This is a genomic window from Salinimicrobium terrae DSM 17865, from assembly GCF_000424665.1.
Taxonomy (GTDB): domain Bacteria; phylum Bacteroidota; class Bacteroidia; order Flavobacteriales; family Flavobacteriaceae; genus Salinimicrobium; species Salinimicrobium terrae.
This window is the reverse complement of the sequence record NZ_AUKI01000002.1, coordinates 41,760-64,063: the sequence shown is the minus strand read 5'-3', so window position 1 is coordinate 64,063 and position 22,304 is coordinate 41,760. Positions and strand designations below refer to the sequence as shown.

Annotated in this window: 19 protein-coding genes; 9 read left to right on the top strand and 10 right to left on the bottom strand. The window is 41.5% G+C overall.

What is annotated here, in order from left to right:
- The first annotated feature begins 146 nt into the window (after positions 1-146).
- Positions 147-926, top strand: a complete 780-nt coding sequence (locus tag H148_RS0100860; RefSeq protein WP_211222966.1) for a universal stress protein — start codon at positions 147-149, stop codon at positions 924-926.
- A 100-nt stretch (positions 927-1,026) separates the two neighbouring features.
- Entirely contained in the window at positions 1,027-2,661 is a 1,635-nt protein-coding gene (gene pckA, locus H148_RS0100855) for a phosphoenolpyruvate carboxykinase (ATP) (RefSeq protein ID WP_029033101.1), read from the top strand.
- Positions 2,662-2,872: 211 nt separating this feature from the next.
- On the opposite strand, the gene H148_RS0100850 is transcribed toward pckA, so the two are convergent.
- The 6 genes from H148_RS0100850 to H148_RS0100825 all read right to left on the bottom strand — a co-directional run bounded on the left by H148_RS0100850 (position 2,873) and on the right by H148_RS0100825 (position 11,177).
- Complete coding sequence (locus H148_RS0100850) at positions 2,873-3,622, bottom strand: succinate dehydrogenase/fumarate reductase iron-sulfur subunit (RefSeq protein WP_029033100.1); 750 nt, start codon at positions 3,620-3,622, stop codon at positions 2,873-2,875.
- A gap of 6 nt (positions 3,623-3,628) precedes the next feature.
- Complete coding sequence (locus H148_RS0100845; protein WP_029033099.1) at positions 3,629-5,551, bottom strand: fumarate reductase/succinate dehydrogenase flavoprotein subunit; 1,923 nt, start codon at positions 5,549-5,551, stop codon at positions 3,629-3,631.
- Positions 5,548-6,219 (bottom strand): succinate dehydrogenase cytochrome b subunit, encoded by a 672-nt coding sequence (locus H148_RS0100840; protein WP_211222965.1) that lies wholly within the window; start codon positions 6,217-6,219, stop codon positions 5,548-5,550. Before H148_RS0100840 ends, H148_RS0100845 begins: the two co-directional genes overlap by 4 nt.
- Positions 6,220-6,333: 114 nt before the next feature.
- Complete coding sequence (locus tag H148_RS0100835) at positions 6,334-7,611, bottom strand: acetyl-CoA hydrolase/transferase family protein (protein WP_037324455.1); 1,278 nt, start codon at positions 7,609-7,611, stop codon at positions 6,334-6,336.
- A gap of 37 nt (positions 7,612-7,648) precedes the next feature.
- Positions 7,649-9,781 (bottom strand): methylmalonyl-CoA mutase, encoded by a 2,133-nt coding sequence (scpA, locus tag H148_RS0100830; RefSeq protein WP_029033096.1) that lies wholly within the window; start codon positions 9,779-9,781, stop codon positions 7,649-7,651.
- Positions 9,782-9,785: 4 nt separating this feature from the next.
- Positions 9,786-11,177 (bottom strand): methylmalonyl-CoA mutase subunit beta, encoded by a 1,392-nt coding sequence (locus H148_RS0100825; RefSeq protein ID WP_029033095.1) that lies wholly within the window; start codon positions 11,175-11,177, stop codon positions 9,786-9,788.
- An 873-nt stretch (positions 11,178-12,050) separates the two neighbouring features.
- Here H148_RS0100825 and mce point away from each other — a divergent pair.
- The 5 genes from mce to H148_RS0100795 are packed head-to-tail and all read left to right on the top strand — an operon-like array spanning position 12,051 to position 16,165.
- The gene (mce, locus tag H148_RS0100815; RefSeq protein ID WP_029033094.1) at positions 12,051-12,461 is read left to right on the top strand and encodes a methylmalonyl-CoA epimerase; all 411 of its coding nucleotides are present in this window, start codon (positions 12,051-12,053) and stop codon (positions 12,459-12,461) included.
- Between the two features lie 11 nt (positions 12,462-12,472).
- A complete protein-coding gene (locus H148_RS0100810; protein WP_029033093.1) occupies positions 12,473-14,032 on the top strand; it encodes an acyl-CoA carboxylase subunit beta in 1,560 nt (519 codons plus the stop codon).
- Between the two features lie 10 nt (positions 14,033-14,042).
- Positions 14,043-14,414 (top strand): OadG family transporter subunit, encoded by a 372-nt coding sequence (locus H148_RS0100805; protein ID WP_037324454.1) that lies wholly within the window; start codon positions 14,043-14,045, stop codon positions 14,412-14,414.
- Between the two features lie 11 nt (positions 14,415-14,425).
- Complete coding sequence (locus H148_RS0100800; protein ID WP_029033091.1) at positions 14,426-14,854, top strand: biotin/lipoyl-containing protein; 429 nt, start codon at positions 14,426-14,428, stop codon at positions 14,852-14,854.
- A gap of 57 nt (positions 14,855-14,911) precedes the next feature.
- On the top strand, positions 14,912-16,165 hold the full coding sequence (locus H148_RS0100795) for a sodium ion-translocating decarboxylase subunit beta (RefSeq protein WP_037324453.1): 1,254 nt from the start codon (positions 14,912-14,914) through the stop codon (positions 16,163-16,165).
- A gap of 449 nt (positions 16,166-16,614) precedes the next feature.
- On the opposite strand, the gene H148_RS0100790 is transcribed toward H148_RS0100795, so the two are convergent.
- From H148_RS0100790 to purN, 4 genes are all read right to left on the bottom strand, one after another.
- Entirely contained in the window at positions 16,615-18,513 is a 1,899-nt protein-coding gene (locus H148_RS0100790; protein WP_029033089.1) for an amidophosphoribosyltransferase, read from the bottom strand.
- A gap of 64 nt (positions 18,514-18,577) precedes the next feature.
- Positions 18,578-19,501, bottom strand: coding sequence for a PfkB family carbohydrate kinase (locus H148_RS0100785; protein WP_029033088.1), 924 nt, complete (start codon positions 19,499-19,501; stop codon positions 18,578-18,580).
- Positions 19,502-19,567: 66 nt separating this feature from the next.
- A complete protein-coding gene (gene rnhA, locus H148_RS0100780) occupies positions 19,568-20,050 on the bottom strand; it encodes a ribonuclease HI (RefSeq protein ID WP_029033087.1) in 483 nt (160 codons plus the stop codon).
- On the bottom strand, positions 20,043-20,609 hold the full coding sequence (purN, locus tag H148_RS0100775; protein WP_245583367.1) for a phosphoribosylglycinamide formyltransferase: 567 nt from the start codon (positions 20,607-20,609) through the stop codon (positions 20,043-20,045). Before purN ends, rnhA begins: the two co-directional genes overlap by 8 nt.
- A 184-nt stretch (positions 20,610-20,793) precedes the next feature.
- Between purN and H148_RS0100765 the strand changes: the two genes are divergently transcribed.
- Positions 20,794-21,030, top strand: coding sequence for an acyl carrier protein (locus H148_RS0100765; protein WP_013069791.1), 237 nt, complete (start codon positions 20,794-20,796; stop codon positions 21,028-21,030).
- A gap of 16 nt (positions 21,031-21,046) precedes the next feature.
- Positions 21,047-22,300 carry a beta-ketoacyl-ACP synthase II gene (fabF, locus tag H148_RS0100760; protein ID WP_029033085.1) on the top strand — a complete coding sequence of 418 codons (1,254 nt, stop codon included), beginning with the start codon at positions 21,047-21,049 and terminating at the stop codon, positions 22,298-22,300.
- Positions 22,301-22,304: the final 4 nt, after the last annotated feature.

The following is a 22,304-nucleotide window of genomic DNA, read 5'->3' as shown; positions in this document are numbered from 1 at the left end:
AAAAACTGCAAACGTTTTCGGAGCTAAAATGTTGATTTCTTTCATTCTACAAATGATATTTGTCATGATTAACAGTTTTTACTAGAGGTATCTTTAAGGTGATATAAATCAGGAATATGTACAGCATTTTCCGCAATTTTAAAGCCATGAAAAATATCCTAATTCCCTTCGATTTTTCTGAAGTATCCAAAAATGCATTGGAGTATGCTGTAAATTTTGCAGATAAGGATCCTTCTATCACTTTGTTCCTTCTAAATATTTCTAACGAGAACTCTGATGTCAATGCCATTAAAGAAAATTTTAAGAAGATCATAAAAAAGTACAAAAAGCCTCTTCTTCCGGAAATTCATTCCATAGTGCGTAGTGGGGAGCTGGTATCTTCAATCATTCAGCTTCAAAAAGAGCTAAAGATAGATCTCATTATAATGGGAACCCGGGGAGCAAAACCCGGAGAAGAGAATATTGCCACCACAACTTCAAATCTTGTTCAGGAAGCAGATCTTCCGGTACTTGTTATTCCTGAAAAGTATAAGAAATTCAGGCTCAACACCATCATCCTCTCTCTGGGTAATGAAAAGATAGCCGACAGGTCTCCTTTATATACCCTTTTGGAGGTTTCCCGAAAACATCAGACTCAGGTCCATGTTTTGACCATTCAGCAAAAGGAAATGGCAATGGGATATAATGAGGACGATGAGAGTAATGAGGCTACTTTGAATTACTTCCTTGAAATGTTCTATTCTCACCATACTTTCCACGAAAGTGAAGATATTGAACTGGGCATTCTTAGTTATATTCAAAAGAATGATATGGATATGCTGGCCATAATGCCAAAAACCCATTTACCGGGAAGTGAGGCTTCTCCAGGCCGACTTACAAACTTGCTTACCCTGCATTCAAATGTTCCTCTACTGGTTCTTGATTAAGAACCAGAGGCGGGTGACCAAAATTTTTACCTTTCAGTTTAAATTTAATTATCGCCAGCGAAACAAATGGCACAATTTATAACCACTCAATACTTAGATCATGAAAAATGTATTAGAAAGACCTCAAACCGAAACCCTTAATAAATATGGGTTGAAAAACTGCAAGGTACACTGGAATCTTTCGGGCGAAGAGTTACAGGAAATCACTGTACGCAAAGGAATGGGCACCGAAACTGAAAACGGCACTCTTAGTGTCAATACAGGAACCTTTACAGGAAGATCGCCACAAGACCGGTTTCTTGTAAAAGATGATTATACGAAAGACAAAGTTTGGTGGGGAAACATTAATAAACCATTGTCTTCAGAAAACTTTGGTCTCCTTTATGAGAAAGTGACCGAATATCTTTCGGGAAAAGAGGTCTATTTACATGACGGATATGTTTGTGCACACGAAGACTACCGTATGAATGTGCGTACCATTACTGAGTACCCATGGTCTGCCTTCTTTGTTAAGAATATGTTCCTTCGCCTTGAACAGGAAGAGCTTATCGATTTTAAAGAAGAATGGCTGGTAGTTTGTGCTCCCGGATATGTTGAAGCAGAACCCCAAAAATATGGTTTGCGTCAGGGAAACTTTAGTATCCTGGATTTTACACGTAAAGTTGCACTGGTAGGAGGATCTGCCTATACAGGGGAGATGAAAAAGGGAATTTTCTCTGCTCTTAACCTTATTCTACCCGTAGAAAAAAATGTACTGCCTATGCACTGTTCTGCCAATGTTGGTGAGGACGGGGATACAGCTATTTTCTTCGGATTATCAGGAACCGGAAAAACTACACTTTCTGCAGATCCTGAAAGAAAGCTTATTGGGGATGACGAGCATGGCTGGACAGCTGAAGATGTGATCTTCAACTTTGAAGGTGGTTGTTATGCCAAGGTAATTAACCTTACCGAAGAATCTGAACCGGATATCTACCGTGCTATAAAACCCGGAGCCCTACTGGAAAACGTGATCTTCAAAAAGGGTACAAAAGAAGTTGATTTTTTTGATGCCTCCATTACTCAAAATACCAGGGTAAGTTATCCAATTGATCATATTGATGACATCCAGGTTCCTTCTTACGCTAAAAATCCTAAAAACATTTTCTTCCTTACCTGTGACGCCTTTGGAGTACTGCCTCCGGTTTCTAAGTTAACCCCAGGTCAGGCTGCATATCACTTCATTTCAGGATATACCGCAAAAGTGGCAGGAACAGAAGCAGGAATTAACGAACCGGTACCTTCATTCTCCGCTTGTTTTGGAGCACCATTTATGCCGCTGCATCCAACCGTTTATGCAGAAATGTTAAGCAAAAAAATGAAAGAATCAGGTGTTAATGTGTGGCTTATCAATACCGGATGGAGCGGTGGTCCTTACGGAACAGGATCCAGGATCAAACTTAAATACACCCGTGCAATGATCACTTCTATTCTCAAAGGAGAGCTTGAGAATGTTGATTTTGAAATGCATCCGATCTTTGGACTACATATGCCTAAATATTGTCATAATGTGCCTTCAGAAATGCTGAACCCATTGAATACATGGCTGCAGAAAGGCGCTTATATTCAAAAATCCATTCAGTTAGCCCATTCATTCCACCTCAACTTCGAGAAATTCTCTACAGAGGCATCTGAACAGATAATCAATGGAGGTCCGCTAATTGATGAGCATCATCACATGGATGCAGAATTCTAGATACTAACTAAATCCAACCACAGGAACCGCCCGGAGAGAGATCTCCGGGCGGTTTTTTTGAGCTCAGAATCAGAGGGAATATTTGCCGGAATGAAAAAAGGAGCATCTTTTCGGGTGCTCCTTAATTTTTAAAAGTCATTATGATTATATTTCAGGATCTATCGGTCACTTATCAGAACCTGAAAATTTTGACAGTTTCGTATTTCCGTTTTTACTTCTTTGCCAGAACTTTAGCTTTATTGTATTCGTAGTTCATACGAGCGATATTCAATACCGAAATATTTTCCGGACACTCCACCTGGCAGGCTTCCGTATTTGTGCAGTATCCAAATCCCTCTTCTTCCATTTGATTCACCATGTTCACAACCCTGGTGGAAGTCTCTTTGTCCCCCTGGGGTAATCGTGCGAGGTGGGAGATCTTCGCACTTGTGAATAAGGCTGCACTGGAATTCTTACAACTGGCCACACAAGCTCCACACCCAATACAAGCCGCAGCATCAAAAGCCGATTCTGCCTCTTCAAAGGTAACCGGTATGGAATTGGCTTCGGGAGCCTGACCCGTATCTACAGAAACATATCCGCCGGAAGAAATTATATTGTCAAAAGCAGATCTATTTACCTTGAGATCTCGCACAATAGGAAAAGCAGCAGCTTTAAAAGGTTCCACATGAATAGTATCCCCATCATTAAAGGATCTCATGTGCAGCTGGCAGGTAGTGGTGTTTTTTAAAGGTCCGTGGGCAATTCCATTGATCATCACCCCACATTGTCCGCAAATTCCTTCCCTGCAGTCATGGTCAAATTCCACCGGCAGGTCGCCTTGCTTAATTAGTTTTATATTGAGAGTGTCAAGCATTTCCAGGAAAGACATATCCTTGCTTACGTCATCGAGGTGGTATTCTTTAAATTCTCCTTTGCTCCGGCTATCCCTTTGGCGCCATATTTTTAATTTGATCTTCATAACCTTCTATTTATAACTTCTCACCGTAGGTTTTACTGTTTCAAAAACCAGCGGTTCCCTGTTTAACATTGGAGCAGACGCATTTCCCGTCCATTCCCATGCTGCTGAATAGCAATAATTCTCATCATCTCTTTTTGCTTCACCCTCTGCCGTCTGATATTCGGCTCTAAAATGGGCTCCACAAGATTCTTCCCGGTGTAAGGCATCAAGGCACATTAGCTCTGCCAGTTCCATATAATCTGAAACGCGACCGGCCTTTTCGAGTTCGCTGTTGACCTCTCCGGCTGTTCCCGGCACCAGGAGATTTGTTTTATATTCTTCTCTTAATTTTTTTATGTTTTCAATCGCTTTTTCCAGACCTTCTTTGGTTCTCAGGAGTCCGCATTTATCATAAAGTTCTCTTCCCAGTTCCTTGTGAAATTCTTCAGCTGTTTTTTTGCCTTTGCAATTAAGAAAGGCCTGCATTTGATCTTTTACCTGCCTTTCACTTTCTTCAAATGCCGGATGATTTACATCTGTCTTTTCAATCCTTATTTGGTCTGCCAAATAATTCTGAAGGGTGTAAGGAAGAATAAAATATCCATCCACACAGGCCTGTAGCAGGGAATTTGCCCCTAAACGGTTAGCACCATGATCTGAAAAGTTTGCTTCCCCTATTGCGAACAGTCCGGGTACGGTGGTCATAAGTTCATAATCCACCCAAAGGCCACCCATGGAAAAGTGCGCTGCGGGAGAAATTTTCATTGGCTCCCTGTAAGCATCTATCCCGGTGATCTTTTTATACATGGTGAAAAGGTTGCCATAGCGTTCGGCGATGACATCTTTTCCATACTCGTTAATTGCTCTGGAAAAGTCGAGGTAAACGGCATTTTTGAGAGGTCCCACCCCTTTCCCAAGGTCTATTTGTTCTTTTGCGGCCCGGGAGGAAATATCACGGGGGGCAAGGTTACCAAAAGAGGGGTATTTTCTTTCAAGGTAGTAATCCCGATCCTCCTCCGGAATATCCCCGGGTGCACGGGTTTCATTTTGATCTTTAGGCACCCAGATTCGTCCGTCATTCCTCAGGGATTCACTCATTAAAGTGAGTTTTGACTGATGTTCCCCGCTTTGAGGTAGACTTGTTGGATGAATTTGTGTCCAGCTGGGATTGGCCATAAAAGCTCCTTTTTTATGAGCACGCCAAATTGCTGAAGCATTACAACCCATAGCCAGGGTGGAGAGATAATATATCTTTCCAAATCCTCCTGTTGCCAGAACTACGGTATGAGCCCCATGGCGTTCGATTTGACCGGTATCAAGGTTACGTGCAATTATTCCCCGGGCCTTTCCTTCAATAATAACCACATCAAGCATTTCATGACGGGCATAAAGCTTTACTTTTCCTGCCTGCTTTTGTCTTAATAAGGCCTGATAGGATCCCAAAAGTAGCTGTTGTCCTGTTTGACCTCTCGCATAAAAAGTACGGGAGACCTGGACTCCACCAAAAGAACGGTTACGTAAATACCCGCCATATTCTCTTCCGAAGGGAACACCCTGGGCTACGGCCTGATCTATCAAACTGGCAGAACATTCTGCCAGGCGATAGGTATTAGCTTCCCGTGAACGAAAATCCCCTCCTTTCAGAGTGTCATAGAACATTCGGTAAGCACTATCCCCATCGTTTTTATAATTTTTAGCTGCATTTACACCTCCCTGGGCAGCAACAGAATGTGCCCTTCTGGGAGAATCCTGAAAGCAAAAACTTTTTACATTATATCCCATTTCGGCCAGGGAAGCAGCTGCAGAGGCTCCTGCCAGGCCTGTTCCCACTACAATAACCTCCAGCCTTTTTCGGTTATTAGGACTTACCAGCTTTGCTTTTGCTTTATAATTGCTCCATTTTTCGGCTATAGGGCCTTCAGGAATGGGTGCTTCAATTGTTTTACTCATGATTGAAAATTAATATATAGAAAGAGGGGAATTATGATATAACCAATGGTAATGGCTACAGCGAAAACAACTCCAAGGACCCGAATTACCTTGTTGTACATGGGATGGTAAAGACCAATAGTCCTGTGCGCACTAAAAACCCCGTGTAGAAGATGGTATCCCAGGGCCAGAATCGCTATTATATATAATATAACATACCACAACTGCTCAAAAGCCACCACTACCAGTGTATAAAGATCTTTGTTGCCATTTACATCTGTTGGAAGATCTCCGAATTTATAGTGGTACCAGAAATCTTTAAAATGAATTACCAGGAATACAAAAATAATGATTCCCAGGGCTGTCATATTCCGGGAGTACCAGGTACTTGCCCTGCCACGGCGGTCATAGGAATAGGAAACACCATTCGCTTTTTTCCGTCTATAAGCAAGATAAATTGCATCCAGGCTGTGAAGGATGATACAAAGGTAAAGAACATAAGCCACCAGCTTTACCAGAATATTACCTCCTAAGAAATGACTGTAGGAGTTGTACTGGAGTTGGGCTTCTTCCGCCGGCAATAACAATTGTAAATTCCCCAGCAAATGGATTATTAAAAAGAAAGATAAAAACAGACCCGTAATAGCCATAAGGTTTTTTCGGGTGATGGAATTTTTCAGAAAAATCATGGTTCAGTAAAATATTACGTTTAAAAATCTAGGATTAATCGAGCAACTACTTCCGCAAAAACATCTGAAGTAGTTGCTAAAAATGGATTCCCTATCGATTTTAATTTCAGTTGATCAATATGCCATTTCAAAATAAGCCTTCTCAAGAGCTTCCCGGTGATCTGGGTGAGCGATTGAAATAAGTGCTTTTGCCCGCTGTTTAAGGTTCTTCCCGTAGAGATTTACCACCCCAAATTCCGTAGCTACATAATGAACGTGGGCACGGGTAGTAGTAACTCCGGCACCTTCTTTAAGAGAGGGAACGATCTTGGAAATTCCTTTATTCGTTACAGATGGCATAGCAAAAATGGCTTTCCCACCTTGAGAAAGGGAGGCGCCACGAATAAAATCCATTTGGCCGCCTACTCCTGAAAAATGGTATTTTCCAATGGTATCTGCACATACCTGGCCTGTTAAGTCGATTTCGATCGCCGAGTTAATTGCTGTAACCTTTGGGTTCTGTCGAATAAGAGCCGAATCATTGGTATAAGCGGCTTCTTTGAAATGCACCACGGGGTTATCATCAATGAAATCATATAATTTCTGACTTCCGGCAGCAAAACAGGTCACTATTTTTCCGGTCTTGATCTTTTTTTCTTCTCCGGTAATGATACCTTTTTCAATCAGGGGAAGCACGCCATCAGAGAACAATTCGGTATGAATTCCCAGGCGCTTATGATTGGTTAGTTTGGAAAGCACTACATTAGGAATCCCGCCTATTCCCATTTGCAGGGTAGCACCGTCTTCTACCAGCCCGGCAACATATTCTCCCACTCTTTGTTCAATTTCTGAAGGTCGAGGGATGTCATGGATATGGATTGGATGATCAACCTCAATGGCTGCATGAATCTGGCTCACGTGAATAATTCCATCGCCGTGGGTGCGGGGAACCTTTGGATTCACCTGAGCGATTACTTTCTTTGCGGTTTGCACGGCAGGCAAAGTGATATCCACAGAGACTCCTAAGGAGCAGTAGCCGTGTTCATCTGGAGGGGAAACCTGAATGAATGCCACATCAAGAGGTAAAATATTCCTTCTGAACAACAGGTGTATTTCACTTAGGAATATTGGAATATAAGCTCCAATGCTGGAATTAACAGCCTGTCTCACATTCCCCGCAACAAAGCAACTGTTTGTTTTGAAAGATTGGTTGTACGGGGGTTGGGTATATGGCGCAGGACCTTCTGTATGAATATGAATGAACTCTACATCCTTTAATTCGCTGTAGCGCCCGGTTAAAGTTTCAATTAATTTATTTGGAGTCATTGCCGCACCTTGCAGGAACACCCTTTCTCCCGATTTTACGTGAGATACAGCTTCCTGAGGGGAAACTATGTTTAGAGAATTTCTCATAATATTGATTTTAATAATTCGTATTTACCTCCGGATTCTATTCGTCAATAAGGATCTCCAGCAGTTTAATTGCTGCCTCGCTGATCTTTGTTCCCGGACCAAACACTGCCACGGCACCCGCATCGAACAGGAACTGGTAGTCCTGTGAAGGGATCACTCCGCCCACAATGACCATTATATCTTCCCGGCCATATTTCTTCAGCTCCTCAATCACCTGTGGCACCAGGGTCTTGTGCCCTGCAGCCAGGGAAGAAACTCCCAGGATATGTACATCATTCTCCACCGCTTGTTTTGCAGCTTCTGCTGGGGTTTGGAATAACGGACCTATATCCACATCAAAACCAACATCGGCATAGCCTGTGGATACTACTTTAGCACCACGGTCATGGCCATCCTGACCCATTTTGGCTATCATGATCCTTGGTCGTCTTCCTTCCTGTTCGGCAAATTGATTTGCCATTTCCCTTGCCTTTTTAAAGGCAGAGTCATCTTTTATCTCTTTTGAATACACGCCGCTAAAGGATTTAATTTGTGCTTTATACCTGCCGTAAACTTCTTCCAGGGCATCACTTATCTCCCCAAGAGTAGCACGCTTGCGGGAAGCATCTACAGCCAAAGCCAACAGGTTCTCTTTTTCAGATTTTGCTGCTTCGGTGAGTTTTTGCAGAGCCAGCTTCACTTCCTCGCTATTTCTCTCTTCCCTAAGCTGTTTTAAGCGTTCTACCTGTTGCCTGCGCACATTCTGGTTATCTACCTCCAGGGTGACAATAGGATCTTCTTTTTCTCTGCGGTACTTATTTACTCCCACAATGATGTCCTGGGAACTGTCGATCCTGGCTTGTTTGATGGCTGCAGCCTCTTCTATGCGGAGTTTCGGAATTCCTGCTTCAATGGCTTTTGTCATGCCGCCCAGCTCTTCCACTTCCATGATGAGGTCCCATGCTTTATGGGCAATTTCATCTGTGAGAGCTTCTACATAATAACTTCCTGCCCATGGATCAACAGTTTTTGTGATCTGGGTCTCCTGTTGCAGGTGCAGCTGCGTATTTCTTGCGATTCTTGCCGAAAAATCTGTTGGCAGGGCAATAGCCTCATCCAGCGCATTGGTGTGCAGACTTTGCGTACCTCCAAAAGCAGCTGCCGCAGCCTCTATGGAGGTACGGGCTACATTGTTAAAAGGATCCTGTTCTGTTAAACTCCAGCCGCTGGTCTGGCTATGGGTTCTCAGGGCAAGGGATTTTTCATTCTTAGGATTGAACTGCTTAACCAGTTTTGCCCAAAGCATTCTGGCAGCCCTCATTTTTGCGATCTCGGTGAAATGATCCATACCTATGGCCCAGAAGAAGGAAAGTCGGGGAGCAAAACTATCAATATCCATCCCTGCTTCGAGACCTTTCCGGATATATTCGAGTCCGTCGGCCAGGGTATAGGCGAGTTCGATCTCACTTGTCGCACCGGCCTCCTGCATGTGATATCCCGAGATACTTATGCTGTTAAACCGTGGCATATTCTTAGAGGTGTACTCAAAAATATCTGAAATGATCTTCATCGACGGAGTAGGAGGATAGATGTAGGTATTCCTCACCATAAACTCCTTTAAAATGTCATTTTGAATGGTTCCCGAAAGTAGTTCGGGTTTTACGCCCTGTTCTTCGGCAGCCACGATGTAAAAGGCGAGAATGGGAAGTACCGCCCCGTTCATGGTCATGGAAACCGACATCTGGTCCAGCGGGATCTGGTCGAAGAGGATCTTCATGTCTTCCACAGAATCTATGGCCACTCCGGCTTTTCCAACGTCTCCCACTACTCGTGGGTGGTCACTGTCGTATCCGCGGTGGGTGGGAAGATCAAAGGCAACAGAAAGTCCTTTTTGACCCGCGGCAAGATTCCGGCGGTAAAAGGCGTTACTTTCTTCGGCAGTGGAGAATCCGGCGTATTGCCGAATGGTCCATGGCCTAATCACGTACATGGTGCTGTAAGGACCTCTTAGAAAAGGCGGGATTCCGGCAGAGAACTTCAGGTGTTCGAGATTTTCAAGATTTTTTTCAGAATAAAATTTCCTGGCGTCAACCTCGTTTTTAAATTCTCTGTCTGGATTTGGAGCCACAGCAACATCACTCGCTGTTTGAGGCTCCAAAAGTGTCATATTTTGAAGAGATTTTCGTTCCATAGTTTTAGCTTTCAGTTTGTGCTTCCTGTTCCTTCTGTAACCTTTCTTTTTCGACTTTTTCGCTTAGTCGAACAGGAAAAACAGGTTCTATTATAGTTTCTTCAGCAGTGATCTTTTTAAAAGGATCCAATTCCAGGTCATTTTTCATTTGGTCCTGTGGATTCGCAAACTTATTAGTGCCAATTAGGATCAATTCTCCTTTGTCAAAAAGCGCCTGTTCTTTCTCTGCACTCTGGTTGATCATTTTTTGAATTTTTCCTTCCAACAACATATTAAGGTAACCTCCTTCTTTTTCAATTTTTTGAAAGATCTCAAATGCTGCACTTGCAAACTGGGAAGTAAGGCTCTCAATATAATAAACCCCATCTGCAGGATTTGCTATTTTATCAAAATATGCCTCGTGTTTCATTACAAGGAGTTGGTTGCGTGCAATACGATTCCCCAAATCACTGTTCTTATGGAAAAGCTCATCATACGGCAAATTGTTCACAGCATTTGCGCCTCCAAGAACAGCACTCATACATTGGGTTGTGGTACGTAAAAGATTTACATTATAATCATATAAGGTCTTATCTCTTTTTGTAGGCTGTGCGAGGATAAAGCAGGTTTCGGAAAGACCGTATTCTGCGGCAAGGCTGGCGTAAAGCTGTCGAAGAGCTCGAATTTTTGCTATTTCAAAGAAATAATTGCTCCCTACGGCCATTATGAATTGTGGCTCAAATTTCTCTGAAATATGCCCTTTTTGAGACAGTAGATTTAAATATTCATTGAGATGCGCTAGTGCAAAGGCAAGTTGCTGCGGAATGTTAGCTCCTGCATTCTGGTAAATTGCCGAATCTACACTTATAACAGAGGTGAATCCTGAAGCATACTTTAAAGATTTTAAAACCTGAATATCCTTTTTTTGGTCAAAAAACCAGTTTCCGGTTTCGACTAGATGTGCTATTGGATCTACCTGAAGGTAAACCGAAGATTTATTTGGTAAGACAGCCCTTAGTGTTTGCACATAATCTTCAGAAAGAAATTTCAACTTGATATAGACAGGAATTTTCTGAAGATCTATCCCTTCAAAAAGGGCATTTGGATCAATGTTTTCTGAGGAAAGGATGAACCAGAGACTTTCTGCTCCTTTTTCAAGAGCTTGATTTGCAGATTGATTTCCCTGTGAAGCAGATTCGACAACTATTCTTTCAGAGATCTTCCACTGTTTTGGTGGAGGTAATTCAATATTTGCTTTTACTTCTTGGGAAGTATAAAGAGGTTGGACATCGATCCCGTCCAGGGACCTGAAAATTAAATTCTCTTCATAATCGGCACCTTTAAGGTCGCGCTCGATTTGTTGTTTCCATTGTTCTGTTGAAACTTCCGGAAATTCTTTAAATAATGGTTCCTTCATTGTTTTCATTTTAATGAAAGTAATTGCATTGCTGCGTGTGAGATTACGGGATTGTCTCGCAATTTGTTTTGTAAATATCCCTTATGGGATGTTTTAAAAAGTCTTTGTTATTAAAAGTGGTATTGAATCTTAAGTGGTCCAGCAACTCCTTTTGAAATTTTAATATCTTCAAAAGTTGGCCCTGGCTATATTTTAATGTAGCCTGCTTTTGATCTCTGCTGAAATGGAACAAGAAGTTCACAACCTAAATCTTAAGTGAAAAGAATCTCCCGGCTGTTTTGAAAGTGGATTTGTGAAAAAAAGAAGAGAAAGTGTTTTCCCCCGCTTAAAAGCCTTCTAATTTTAAACTACCAGAAATTAAATAATACCCTTTGCGGTAGTCTTTTTTTCTTTCAAAGGACCGGCTAAAATCTCACCAGTAAATTTACTCAGAAGTTTTGTGAAATGGAGATAAAATCGTCATGATTTTAATCATTCTTTAAGAGAAAGTTTTGACCGACCTTTACAGTATAATTTTTAATTCGGACCCTTTGGTAGCCCTTGCTATTACTACAACGATTGCGTTAAATTATAAAAATTTACCCTGATTTTATTAAGTGGGAAAGTTAAAGTTTCGTTACCTTTATAGAGCAATTAAATGTATCAAAATGATACGTGTTTTAAGTAAAATTTTCCACTGGTTTAAGTTGTGCTTTTCTTACCGAAATTTAAGAATTGCCTTACCTCCAATTTTACCCTGGAATACAGATTTTGACATCATTTTATCTCTTCCTGAAGGAGAAGGGATAAATAATATTACCGGTAAAAATTAGAAATCGCCTTGTGCGATTTTTTTTTGCTCTAAACTGAAGTGAACTAAAAACTATATAAATCATGGAACCAACGCACATAGAACATATAGGTATTGCTGTTGAAAGTCTTGAAGAGGCAATTCCCTTTTATGAAAAAACCTTTGGATTAAAATGTTACTCTGTAGAAGAAGTCAGGGACCAGAAAGTTAAAACGGCCTTTTTCAAAATAGGGCAAACAAAGATCGAATTGTTGGAATCTACAGCTCCAGATGGCCCAATAGGAAAATTTATAGAAAAGAAAGGTCAGGGCGTTCACCATATAGCTTTTGCAGTGAAGGATCTCTCAACCCGGTTGAAAGAGCTGGAACAAAAAGATGTACAATTAATTGACAAAACTCCAAGAAAAGGAGCAGAAGGTTTAAATATTGCCTTTCTCCACCCAAAATCCACTTTTGGTGTCTTGACAGAACTTTGCGAAAAACCGGAAAAATAATCTGAAAGAATATGACAAGCCAGGATAAAGTAAATGAATTGATCCAAAAACGGGAAACAGCCCGTTTAGGTGGTGGGCAAAAACGGATTGATGCCCAGCATGAGAAAGGGAAATTAACCGCAAGGGAACGCATAGACATCCTTTTAGATGACGGCAGCTTTGAAGAGTTCGACATGTTTGTCACCCACAGGTGTACCAACTTTGGTATGGAAAACAGTAAGGTGCTGGGAGATGGGGTGGTTACCGGCCACGGTACAATAGACGGGAGAGTTGTCTATGTATTTTCCCAGGATTTCACTGTATTTGGTGGTTCCCTTTCTGAAACCTTTGCACAAAAGATATGCAAAGTAATGGATATGGCCATGAAAGCGGGAGCCCCTGTAATAGGTATTAACGACAGTGGTGGTGCCCGAATCCAGGAAGGGGTGACTTCCCTGGCAGGATATGCTGAAATCTTTGAACGCAACATCCTTGCTTCGGGGGTAATTCCGCAGATATCTGCCATTTTTGGGCCCTGTGCCGGCGGAGCAGTGTATTCTCCGGCTCTTACAGATTTTGTAATGATGACCGAAGAGAACAGCTATATGTTCGTTACAGGACCTAAGGTTGTTAAAACCGTGACCGGGGAAGATATTTCTGTTGAAAATCTTGGTGGGGCCAATATTCACGCCTCGAAATCGGGAGTATCGCACTTTAAGGTCTCCAGCGAAGAAAACGGATTATTACTTATAAGAAAGTTGCTCTCCTACCTTCCACAGAATAACCTGGAAGAAGCACCAATCTTCAGCACGCATGATCCTATTGACCGGCGGGATGATTTTCTCAACACCATAATTCCCGATAACCCAAACCAACCTTATGATATGCAGGAGGTGATCTACAGTATTGTAGATGAAGGGGAATTCCTGGAGGTACATAGAAACTATGCGAAGAATATTATTGTAGGTTTTGGGAGGATGAACGGGGAATCTGTTGGTATTGTGGCAAATCAACCAAATTTCCTTGCGGGAGTCCTCGACAGTGATGCTTCCCGAAAAGCTGCCAGGTTTGTAAGATTCTGTGATGCTTTTAATATTCCTATCCTCACTTTTGTCGATGTTCCTGGCTTCCTGCCGGGAAGTGGACAGGAGTACGCCGGAATTATTATTCATGGGGCAAAATTAATGTTCGCTTATGGAGAGGCAACCGTACCTAAGATTACAATTACCTTAAGGAAATCATATGGAGGGGCCCATGACGTAATGAGCTGTAAACAGCTGCGTGGGGATCTTAATTACGCCTGGCCATCTGCAGAAATTGCGGTAATGGGTGCTTCAGGAGCCATTGAGGTATTGGAAGGAAGAGCTATGAGTGAGATCACAGACCCCGAAGAGAAAGCGAAATACAAGTTGGAAAAAGAACAGGAATATCAGCAGAAATTCGCGAATCCATATCAAGCAGCTGCCTATGGATATATTGATGATGTGATAGAACCAAAAAATACACGTTTTAGGATCATTAGAGGCTTGCAAACGCTGCAGACGAAGAAGGTGACCAATCCTCCTAAAAAACACAATAACATCCCGCTTTAATTTACTCATTATGGAAGAAAACTCAATGTCTTTTATAGACTGGTCCGAGATATGGATCATTACAGGAGTAGGTTATATGGTAGTGTTCCTGGCTCTTCTCCTGCTCATGTTCCTGTTCCAGAGCATGCCCAAGGTTTTAAATCTGGGATTAAGTTCTAAGATAAAAGAGGTAAGGGCAAAAGCCGCTGCCAGGAAGAATGGAGAAACCAAACAGGAAAAATATATCTCAGGAGAGGTTAGTGCAGCTATAGGTCTCGCTATTACTCTTTATTACAAAGAGCAACATGACGAGGAAAGCGGAATAATAACTATTAAACGCGTTGCCCGTACTTATTCTCCCTGGAGTTCTAAAATTTACGGAGTAAACAACAATCCCAGGTAAAATTTTTTATCATGAAAAAATTTGATTTTACAATTAACGGAAATAAATATTCCGTAGACATTAAAGAAATAGAGGATGAACTCGCTACCATTCACGTCAATGGTACTGAATATATAGTAGAGGTCCACCAGGATAAGAAAAGGCCGGTAAAAACACCCAAACTGGTTAGAGAAAGCGTGGTAAGGAAGCCTGGAGAAGGTCATATAACCAAAAAGCAGTCTACAGGCGGTTTTCCTGTAGAGGCACCTTTACCTGGTAGTATCTTTAAATTGAAAGTAAAAGTGGGGGATACGGTAGCAAAAGGGGACTCCCTGCTCATTCTGGAAGCAATGAAAATGGAAAATGATGTGCTGGCAGATCAGGCGGGAGTAATAAAAGAAATTAATGTAAAAGAAGGAGATGCAGTACTTCAAAATGATGTTCTTCTTGTGATAGAGTAATTTTTTGTTCTTCATAGGAACAATGGACAATTCTCTGAATATCTAAATGATAAGATTGTGAAAAAATTAATAACTGTTTTAAGTATACTGGCTATTCTATACCTGATTCCTTTAATCTTTGGAAGTGATTTAATGGCCCAAAATTTAGTCTCTGAAACATCTGAAGAAACAGGCGGTCTGTTTGAAGGGCTAAGACATTTCTGGGATTATACTGGTTTTTCAAACGTAAGTTTTGGAAATCTTATAATGATTGCCATAGGTTTGATCTTTATTTTTCTGGCTATCCGACTTCATTATGAACCTCTCTTGCTCATTCCAATAGGTACTGGTATTCTATTGGGAAACATTCCCTTCTCTCCTGGTGCGGGAGTAGGCATTTATGAATCAGGGTCGGTTCTCAATTACCTTTACTTTGGTGTTACTCAGGGAATTTATCCACCTCTTATTTTTTTGGGAATTGGTGCAATGACCGATTTTTCATCTCTTATCTCGAATCCGCGGCTAATGCTCCTGGGTGCGGCTGCACAGATAGGGATATTTGGAACTTTTATTGGGGCTGTAGCTCTGGGATTTGAAATTCACGAAGCAGGTGCAATTTCCATAATTGGTGGGGCAGATGGACCAACGGCGATTTTTGCTTCTGCTAAGCTGGCTCCTCAATTAATAGGGAGTATAGCTATTGCGGCTTATTCGTATATGGCCCTTGTGCCGGTGATCCAACCACCAATTATGAAATTATTGATCACCAAGAAAGAGCGGCTTATAAGAATGAAACCTCCACGGGCCGTATCTAAAACAGAAAAAATCCTGTTCCCAATAATTGGATTATTAATAACCACCTTCATTTCTCCATCGGCTATTCCACTTTTAGGAATGCTCTTCTTTGGAAATATCCTTAAAGAAAGTGGAGTGACAGAGCGTTTGGCAGATACAGCGAGAACCAAGATGATTGACATAGTGACCATTTTACTGGGAGTAACCGTAGGAGCTTCTACACAAGCAAGTGTTTTCCTTACCTCAAGCTCAATAAAGATCTTCGCTCTGGGAGCAGTTTCTTTCATTATTGCTACTGCGGGTGGACTCATTTTTGCCAAGATCATGAATCTTTTTATGAGTCCTGGAAATAAAATCAATCCATTAATCGGGGCTGCGGGAGTTTCTGCGGTGCCGGACAGTGCCAGGGTAGTGCAGCAGGAAGGGATCAAGAGCGATCCTTCAAACCACTTACTCATGCATGCAATGGCGCCAAACGTGAGTGGGGTGATTGGCTCTGCCGTTGCCGCCGGTATAATGATAAGTTTCTTAATGTAGAAACAGTTGGTAGTTGATTAAAAAGGCTTTGGGAGCATTTTTCAGAGCCTTTTTTTATGCAAAATTTCTTAATTAATCCTGGCACCAGAGATACTTTTTCTGTACAGAAGCTTTAAAAAAGAGGAACAAAAATATCTATTTTGACAGGTCAGGATTCCCCCTGAAGTAAGGATATTAAAGTATAAATAGAAGCTTTAATTGATTATCTTCCTAAAAGAGCATTTTTGAAGATTATTCCGGGGAGGAAGACCAAGACTGAGTTTATACCAAATAAAAAAGGTGGATAGCTCCACCTTTTTTGCCCCAAATCTACCATGAACTTAACCTACTTATGTTATGGCTTTGTAAAAGTAAATATTATTCTTTGTCTTTGAGATCTTTTTAGATGAACAGCAGGTATTCTAGTTGAACTACACAAAGGTCTTTAAGGAGTAAAGAAAAAGGCCATATTAATAGGCTCTTTCAGTACTTCCTTGATAAAAATTAATAAAGGCACGGTTTACAACTCTATTTCCTCCAAAAGTAGGATAGTCCCCTGTAAAATACCAATCCCCCAGGTTTTTTGGACATGCCTTGTGAAGGTTTTCCACAGACTGGAATATAATTTTAACTTCAGCTTTTATATTTTCCTGACTTAGTAGCTCAGCTATTTTATCTGAAATTTGTTCATCTGTGAAAGGTGCGTAAATTTCCTTGACAAAATTTTTCACTTCCTTATCTTCAAGATCTACCTGTTTTTTGCACTTTTCGTACACCTCTTCCACTATGTGGTACTTGTCACTTTCTTTAAGTAATTCAAGAGCTGCTTCAAAAGCCACAAGATTCTCTAATCTTGCCATATCAATCCCGTAACAGTCGGGATAACGTATTTGTGGGGCAGAGGAAACAACCACGATCTTCCTGGGATTTGTCCTGTCCATCATTTTGAGAATACTCTTTTTCAGGGTTGTTCCCCTTACAATACTGTCATCGATGATCACCAGGGTATCCTCGGGTTTTACCACACCGTAAGTCACGTCATAAACGTGTGCTACCAGGTCATCCCGGCTGCTGTCTTCTGTGATGAAGGTGCGTAGCTTGGCATCTTTGATCGCAATTTTTTCGGTTCTTAGCCGGTGGGCAAGGATCTCCTGCAGGCGGGCATCGGTTAAAGTTTCTTTTTCGGCAAGAATAGTATCATTCTTTTGCTTGTTAAGTTCATCCTGTGCTGCTTCAACCATTCCGTAGAAACAGGTTTCAGCTGTGTTAGGAATAAAAGAAAAAACAGTATTTACGGTATCATGATCTATAGCTTTAAGCACTTCCGGCATTAAAAGCTTTCCAAGCATTTTCCGCTCGCGGTAGATCTCGGCGTCACTTCCGCGGGAAAAATATATACGTTCAAAGGAGCAGGCCTTTCTTTCCAAAGGTTCGAGGATCTGCTTAATCCGAACTTCACCATTTTTTTTGGTAATAATGGCATGTCCCGGAGGTAATTCTACTACTTTGTCAAATTCAACATTAAAAACGGTTTGAATGACAGGTCTTTCCGAAGCAACTACTACAATTTCGTCATCGCAGTAATAATAACATGGCCTTATACCTGCAGGATCCCGCAACACAAAGGAATCACCATGACCCAACAATCCGGCCATGGCATAACCCCCATCCCAGTTCTTAGCAGATTTTCTAAGGATCTTACTTACTTTTAACTGTTCGGCGATTAGGGGGGAAGCTTCGACCTTGGAGTACCCTTCGTTCTTTAATTTTTTATAAAGTTTACGAACTTCATCATCCAAAAAGTGGCCAATTTTCTCCATAACAGTTACAGTATCGGCTTTTTCTTTAGGATGCTGCCCCAATTCCACCAGATTATTAAAAAGCTGGTGTACGTTAGTCATATTAAAATTTCCGGCAACTATGAGGTTTCTGTGCATCCAGTTATTCTGCCGCAGAAAAGGATGAACGCTTTCCACACTGTTTTTTCCAAAAGTGCCGTAGCGAACGTGACCGAGGAATAATTCTCCCAGGTAGGGAATGTGCTTTTTTTGCAGTGCAACATCATCGGCATATTCCGGATGTTGCTTTATCTCCTCATTTATGCGATCATTGATCTGGGCAAAAATATCCTGTATGGGTTGTCCAGCGATACTTCTAATCCTGCTAATATATCGATCTCCCGGCTGAGTATTAAGTTTAATGCTCGCAAAACCGGCTCCGTCCTGACCGCGGTTATGCTGCTTTTCCATCATAAGGTACATCTTGTTCACCCCATAGAATGCTGTTCCATACTTCTCTTTGTAGTATTCCAAAGGTTTTAGCAGGCGCAGTTGGGCAATTCCGCATTCGTGTTTTAAAGCATCACTCATAAACTATTGTTGTTTGACCCGGTTTTAGTCATAAAAAAAGCCCTGAAATTACAGGGCAGAAATATTAAGTAAGTTTTATCTGGAATTGTGTTAAAGATTTGAACTCCTCCAGGCGTTGATGCACATCTTCTTTGGTTAGATCCTGCATTCTCTCTGTTCCGAATTTCTCAACACAAAAAGAGGCAAGGTTTGAGCCGTAAATTACTGCATTCTTCATGTTCTTAAAAGATATATCGCCGGTATGGGCTAAATATCCGGTAAAACCACCGGCAAAAGTGTCTCCGGCCCCGGTGGGATCGAAAACTTCCTCAATAGGTAAGGCAGGCGCGAAAAATATCTGCTCGTCATGGAATAGAAGTGCTCCATGTTCCCCCTTTTTAATCACTACATATTTTGGACCCATTTCGGCAATTTTACGGGCGGCTTTAACGAGGGAATATTCATCTGTAAGCTGCCGTGCTTCCTCGTCATTAATGGTAAGAGCATCTACTTTACCAATCACTTTCATGAGGTCATCCCAACTGTTATCCATCCAAAAGTTCATGGTATCAAGCACCACCAGCTTTGGTCTTTCTATCTGTTCAAGTACACTAAGTTGCACCAGCGGGTGAAGGTTCCCCAGCATAACAACATCGGGAGATTTAAAATTGTCAGGTACCACGGGTTGGAAATCTGCCAGTACATTAAGTTGGGTATCTAAAGTATCTCTTGAATTAAGGTCGTTGTGATATTTACCACTCCAGAAAAAGGTTTTACCGCCTTTGACTATTTCAATTCCTGATAGATCTATGTTCCTGTTGCTAAGCAGGTCGAGATATTCCTGTGGGAAATCTTCTCCTACAACAGAGACAATGGCACTGTCAATCTCGAATTGTGCGGCAGAAAGCCCTATATAAGTTGCTGCTCCACCAAGGATCTTATCAGTTTTACCAAAAGGGGTTTCGATAGCATCAAAAGCAACGGTACCCACTATTAATAATTTGTTCATAATATTATTTAAAAATGAGGTGCAAATATACGGTTTTGTTTTTCAAGCAGTAAAACCTATAAGGTCTTAAAAAAGGCTTTTCGAGCCCTCTTCAAATCCTGTATCGATTAACAACTTATTTCCTTTGGAAGCTCGTACTGCCAGCTGGTCACAACGTTCATTTTGTGGATGTTCATTATGACCTTTTATCCATTTGAACCTGACTTTATGCTTACGGTATTCCTTTAAAAATTCAATCCACAGGTCAACATTCTTTCGGTCTTTAAAAGCTTTTTTTTCCCAGTTAAAAACCCAGCCTTTTTCCACAGCATCGGCGACATATTTGGAATCTGTAAAAACCATAGCGGTGGTGTCGGAATTTTTCAGCTTCTTCAGGGCTTCTATGACAGCCAGAAGTTCCATTCGGTTGTTGGTGGTGTGTTTAAAGCCTTTAGAAAACTCCTTTCGATAAGGTTTCCCCACCCATTCCATGACTATTCCATAACCTCCGGGGCCTGGATTTCCCCGCGCAGCCCCATCTGTATAAATATGGACTTGTGCATTATGCATCTTCCGAAGGGAATAAAAGATTCTCGATTACCTTCGGAAAGTGCTCATATTCCAGTTCGTGGATTTTTTGAGCAATGGACTCAGCAGTGTCATGGGGATCTACGGAAGTAGTCTTCTGAAAAATAAGTTTTCCCTCATCATACTTATCATTTACATAATGAATGCTAATTCCCGTTTCCACTTCTTTCTGCTCTAAAATGGCTTCATGAACGTTCATTCCGTACATTCCTTTTCCGCCGTATTTGGGAAGTAGGGCAGGATGGATATTGATCACTTTTCCCGGAAATTCCTGCAGAATCTTATTTGGAAAAATCCATAGAAAGCCGGCCAGCACAATTAGGTCTGGTTTCATGTCCTTTAGCAAATTAAAAATATCATTGGTTTCATAAAGAGCTTCACGGTCAAAATGTAATGCCTTGACGCCTCGATTATGAGCTCTTTGAAGAACTTTTGCCTGCCGGTTGTTTGAAAATACAGCCGTGACTTCGGCTGTCCCTTTATCCTGAAAGTATTTGATTATATTTTCGGCATTCGATCCATTACCTGAGGCAAAGATCACTATTTTCTTTTTTTTGGAATTTCCTACTTTTTGCAAGAGAAGGGTCTTAACAATTATTAGCAGGTAAAAATACTGGCTTTAGGCGGAAATTATGTAATTTACGTTCACATTTTTAAAGTAAAAACAGGTTTTAAAATAAAGTTTTTTATTTTTGCCACTTAATTTAAAATTAAAAACACAAGTTATGTCAGACATTGCATCAAGAGTAAAAGCGATTATCGTTGACAAGTTAGGAGTTGACGAAAATGAAGTAGTAAACGAAGCTAGCTTCACCAACGACTTGGGCGCTGATTCATTAGACACTGTAGAGTTGATCATGGAATTTGAGAAGGAATTTGATATCCAGATCCCAGACGATCAGGCCGAAAACATTGCTACTGTAGGTCAGGCAATCTCTTATATTGAAGACGCAAAAAAATAAAAAGTAACATATCCTTATGGAGTTAAAGCGTGTTGTAGTAACTGGATTAGGTGCCCTTACCCCAATCGGAAATAATATTGAAGAATACTGGGAAGGTTTAGTGAATGGTAAAAGCGGATCTGCACCCATTACCTATTTCGACACCGAAAAATTCAAAACTAAATTCGCTTGTGAGCTCAAAAATTTCAATGCCTTAGATCACTTCGATCGAAAAGAAGCCAGGAAACTCGACAAATTTGCTCAGTATGCCTTAGTGGCCTCAGATGAGGCTATAAAGGATTCGGGGTTGGATCTTGATACCGTAGATAAGCTCCGTGTTGGAGTGATTTGGGGTGCCGGGATAGGAGGTCTTGAGACTTTTCAGGATGAAGTTCTGGCTTTTGGTAAAGGCGATGGAACCCCAAGGTTCAATCCTTTCTTTATACCAAAAATGATTGCCGATATTGCTCCCGGGAATATTTCCATCAAACATGGATTCATGGGCCCTAACTATACAACGGTTTCGGCTTGTGCTTCTGCGGCTAATGCATTAATAGATGCCTTAAATACCATCAGGTTAGGCTACAGTGATGTTATTGTCACCGGAGGTAGTGAGGCAGCAGTTGCTCCTGCAGGTATGGGTGGATTTAATGCCATGCACGCTCTGTCAACCAGGAACGAAAGTCCCGAGACGGCTTCGAGACCATTTGATGCTACACGAGACGGATTTGTTTTGGGTGAAGGTGCAGGTGCTCTCATTCTCGAAGAATATGAGCATGCAAAAGCAAGAGGAGCAAAGATCTATGCTGAAGTACTCGGCGGGGGATTATCTTCGGATGCGCACCATATGACTGCACCACATCCGGAAGGAATTGGAGTGGTGGCTGTAATGGAAAATTGTCTTAGAAATGCAGAACTGAAGCCGGAAGATGTTGATCACATCAACACACATGGTACTTCGACCCCACTTGGCGACGTAGCCGAACTCAAAGCGATTAAAAAGGTTTTTGGGGAACATGCAAAAAGTATGAATATTAATTCCACTAAATCTATGACAGGACACCTTTTAGGTGCTGCCGGAGCGGTGGAAGCTATCGCATCAATCCTTGCCATGAAACATGGGTTGGTACCGCCTACCATTAATCATGAGGTTGCCGATGAGAATATTGATCCAGAATTGAACCTTACATTAAATAAGGCACAAAAGAGGGAGGTAAAGGTAGCCATGAGCAATACTTTTGGCTTTGGTGGTCATAATGCCTGTGTGCTTTTCAAAAAGATGGACGACTAAGGAC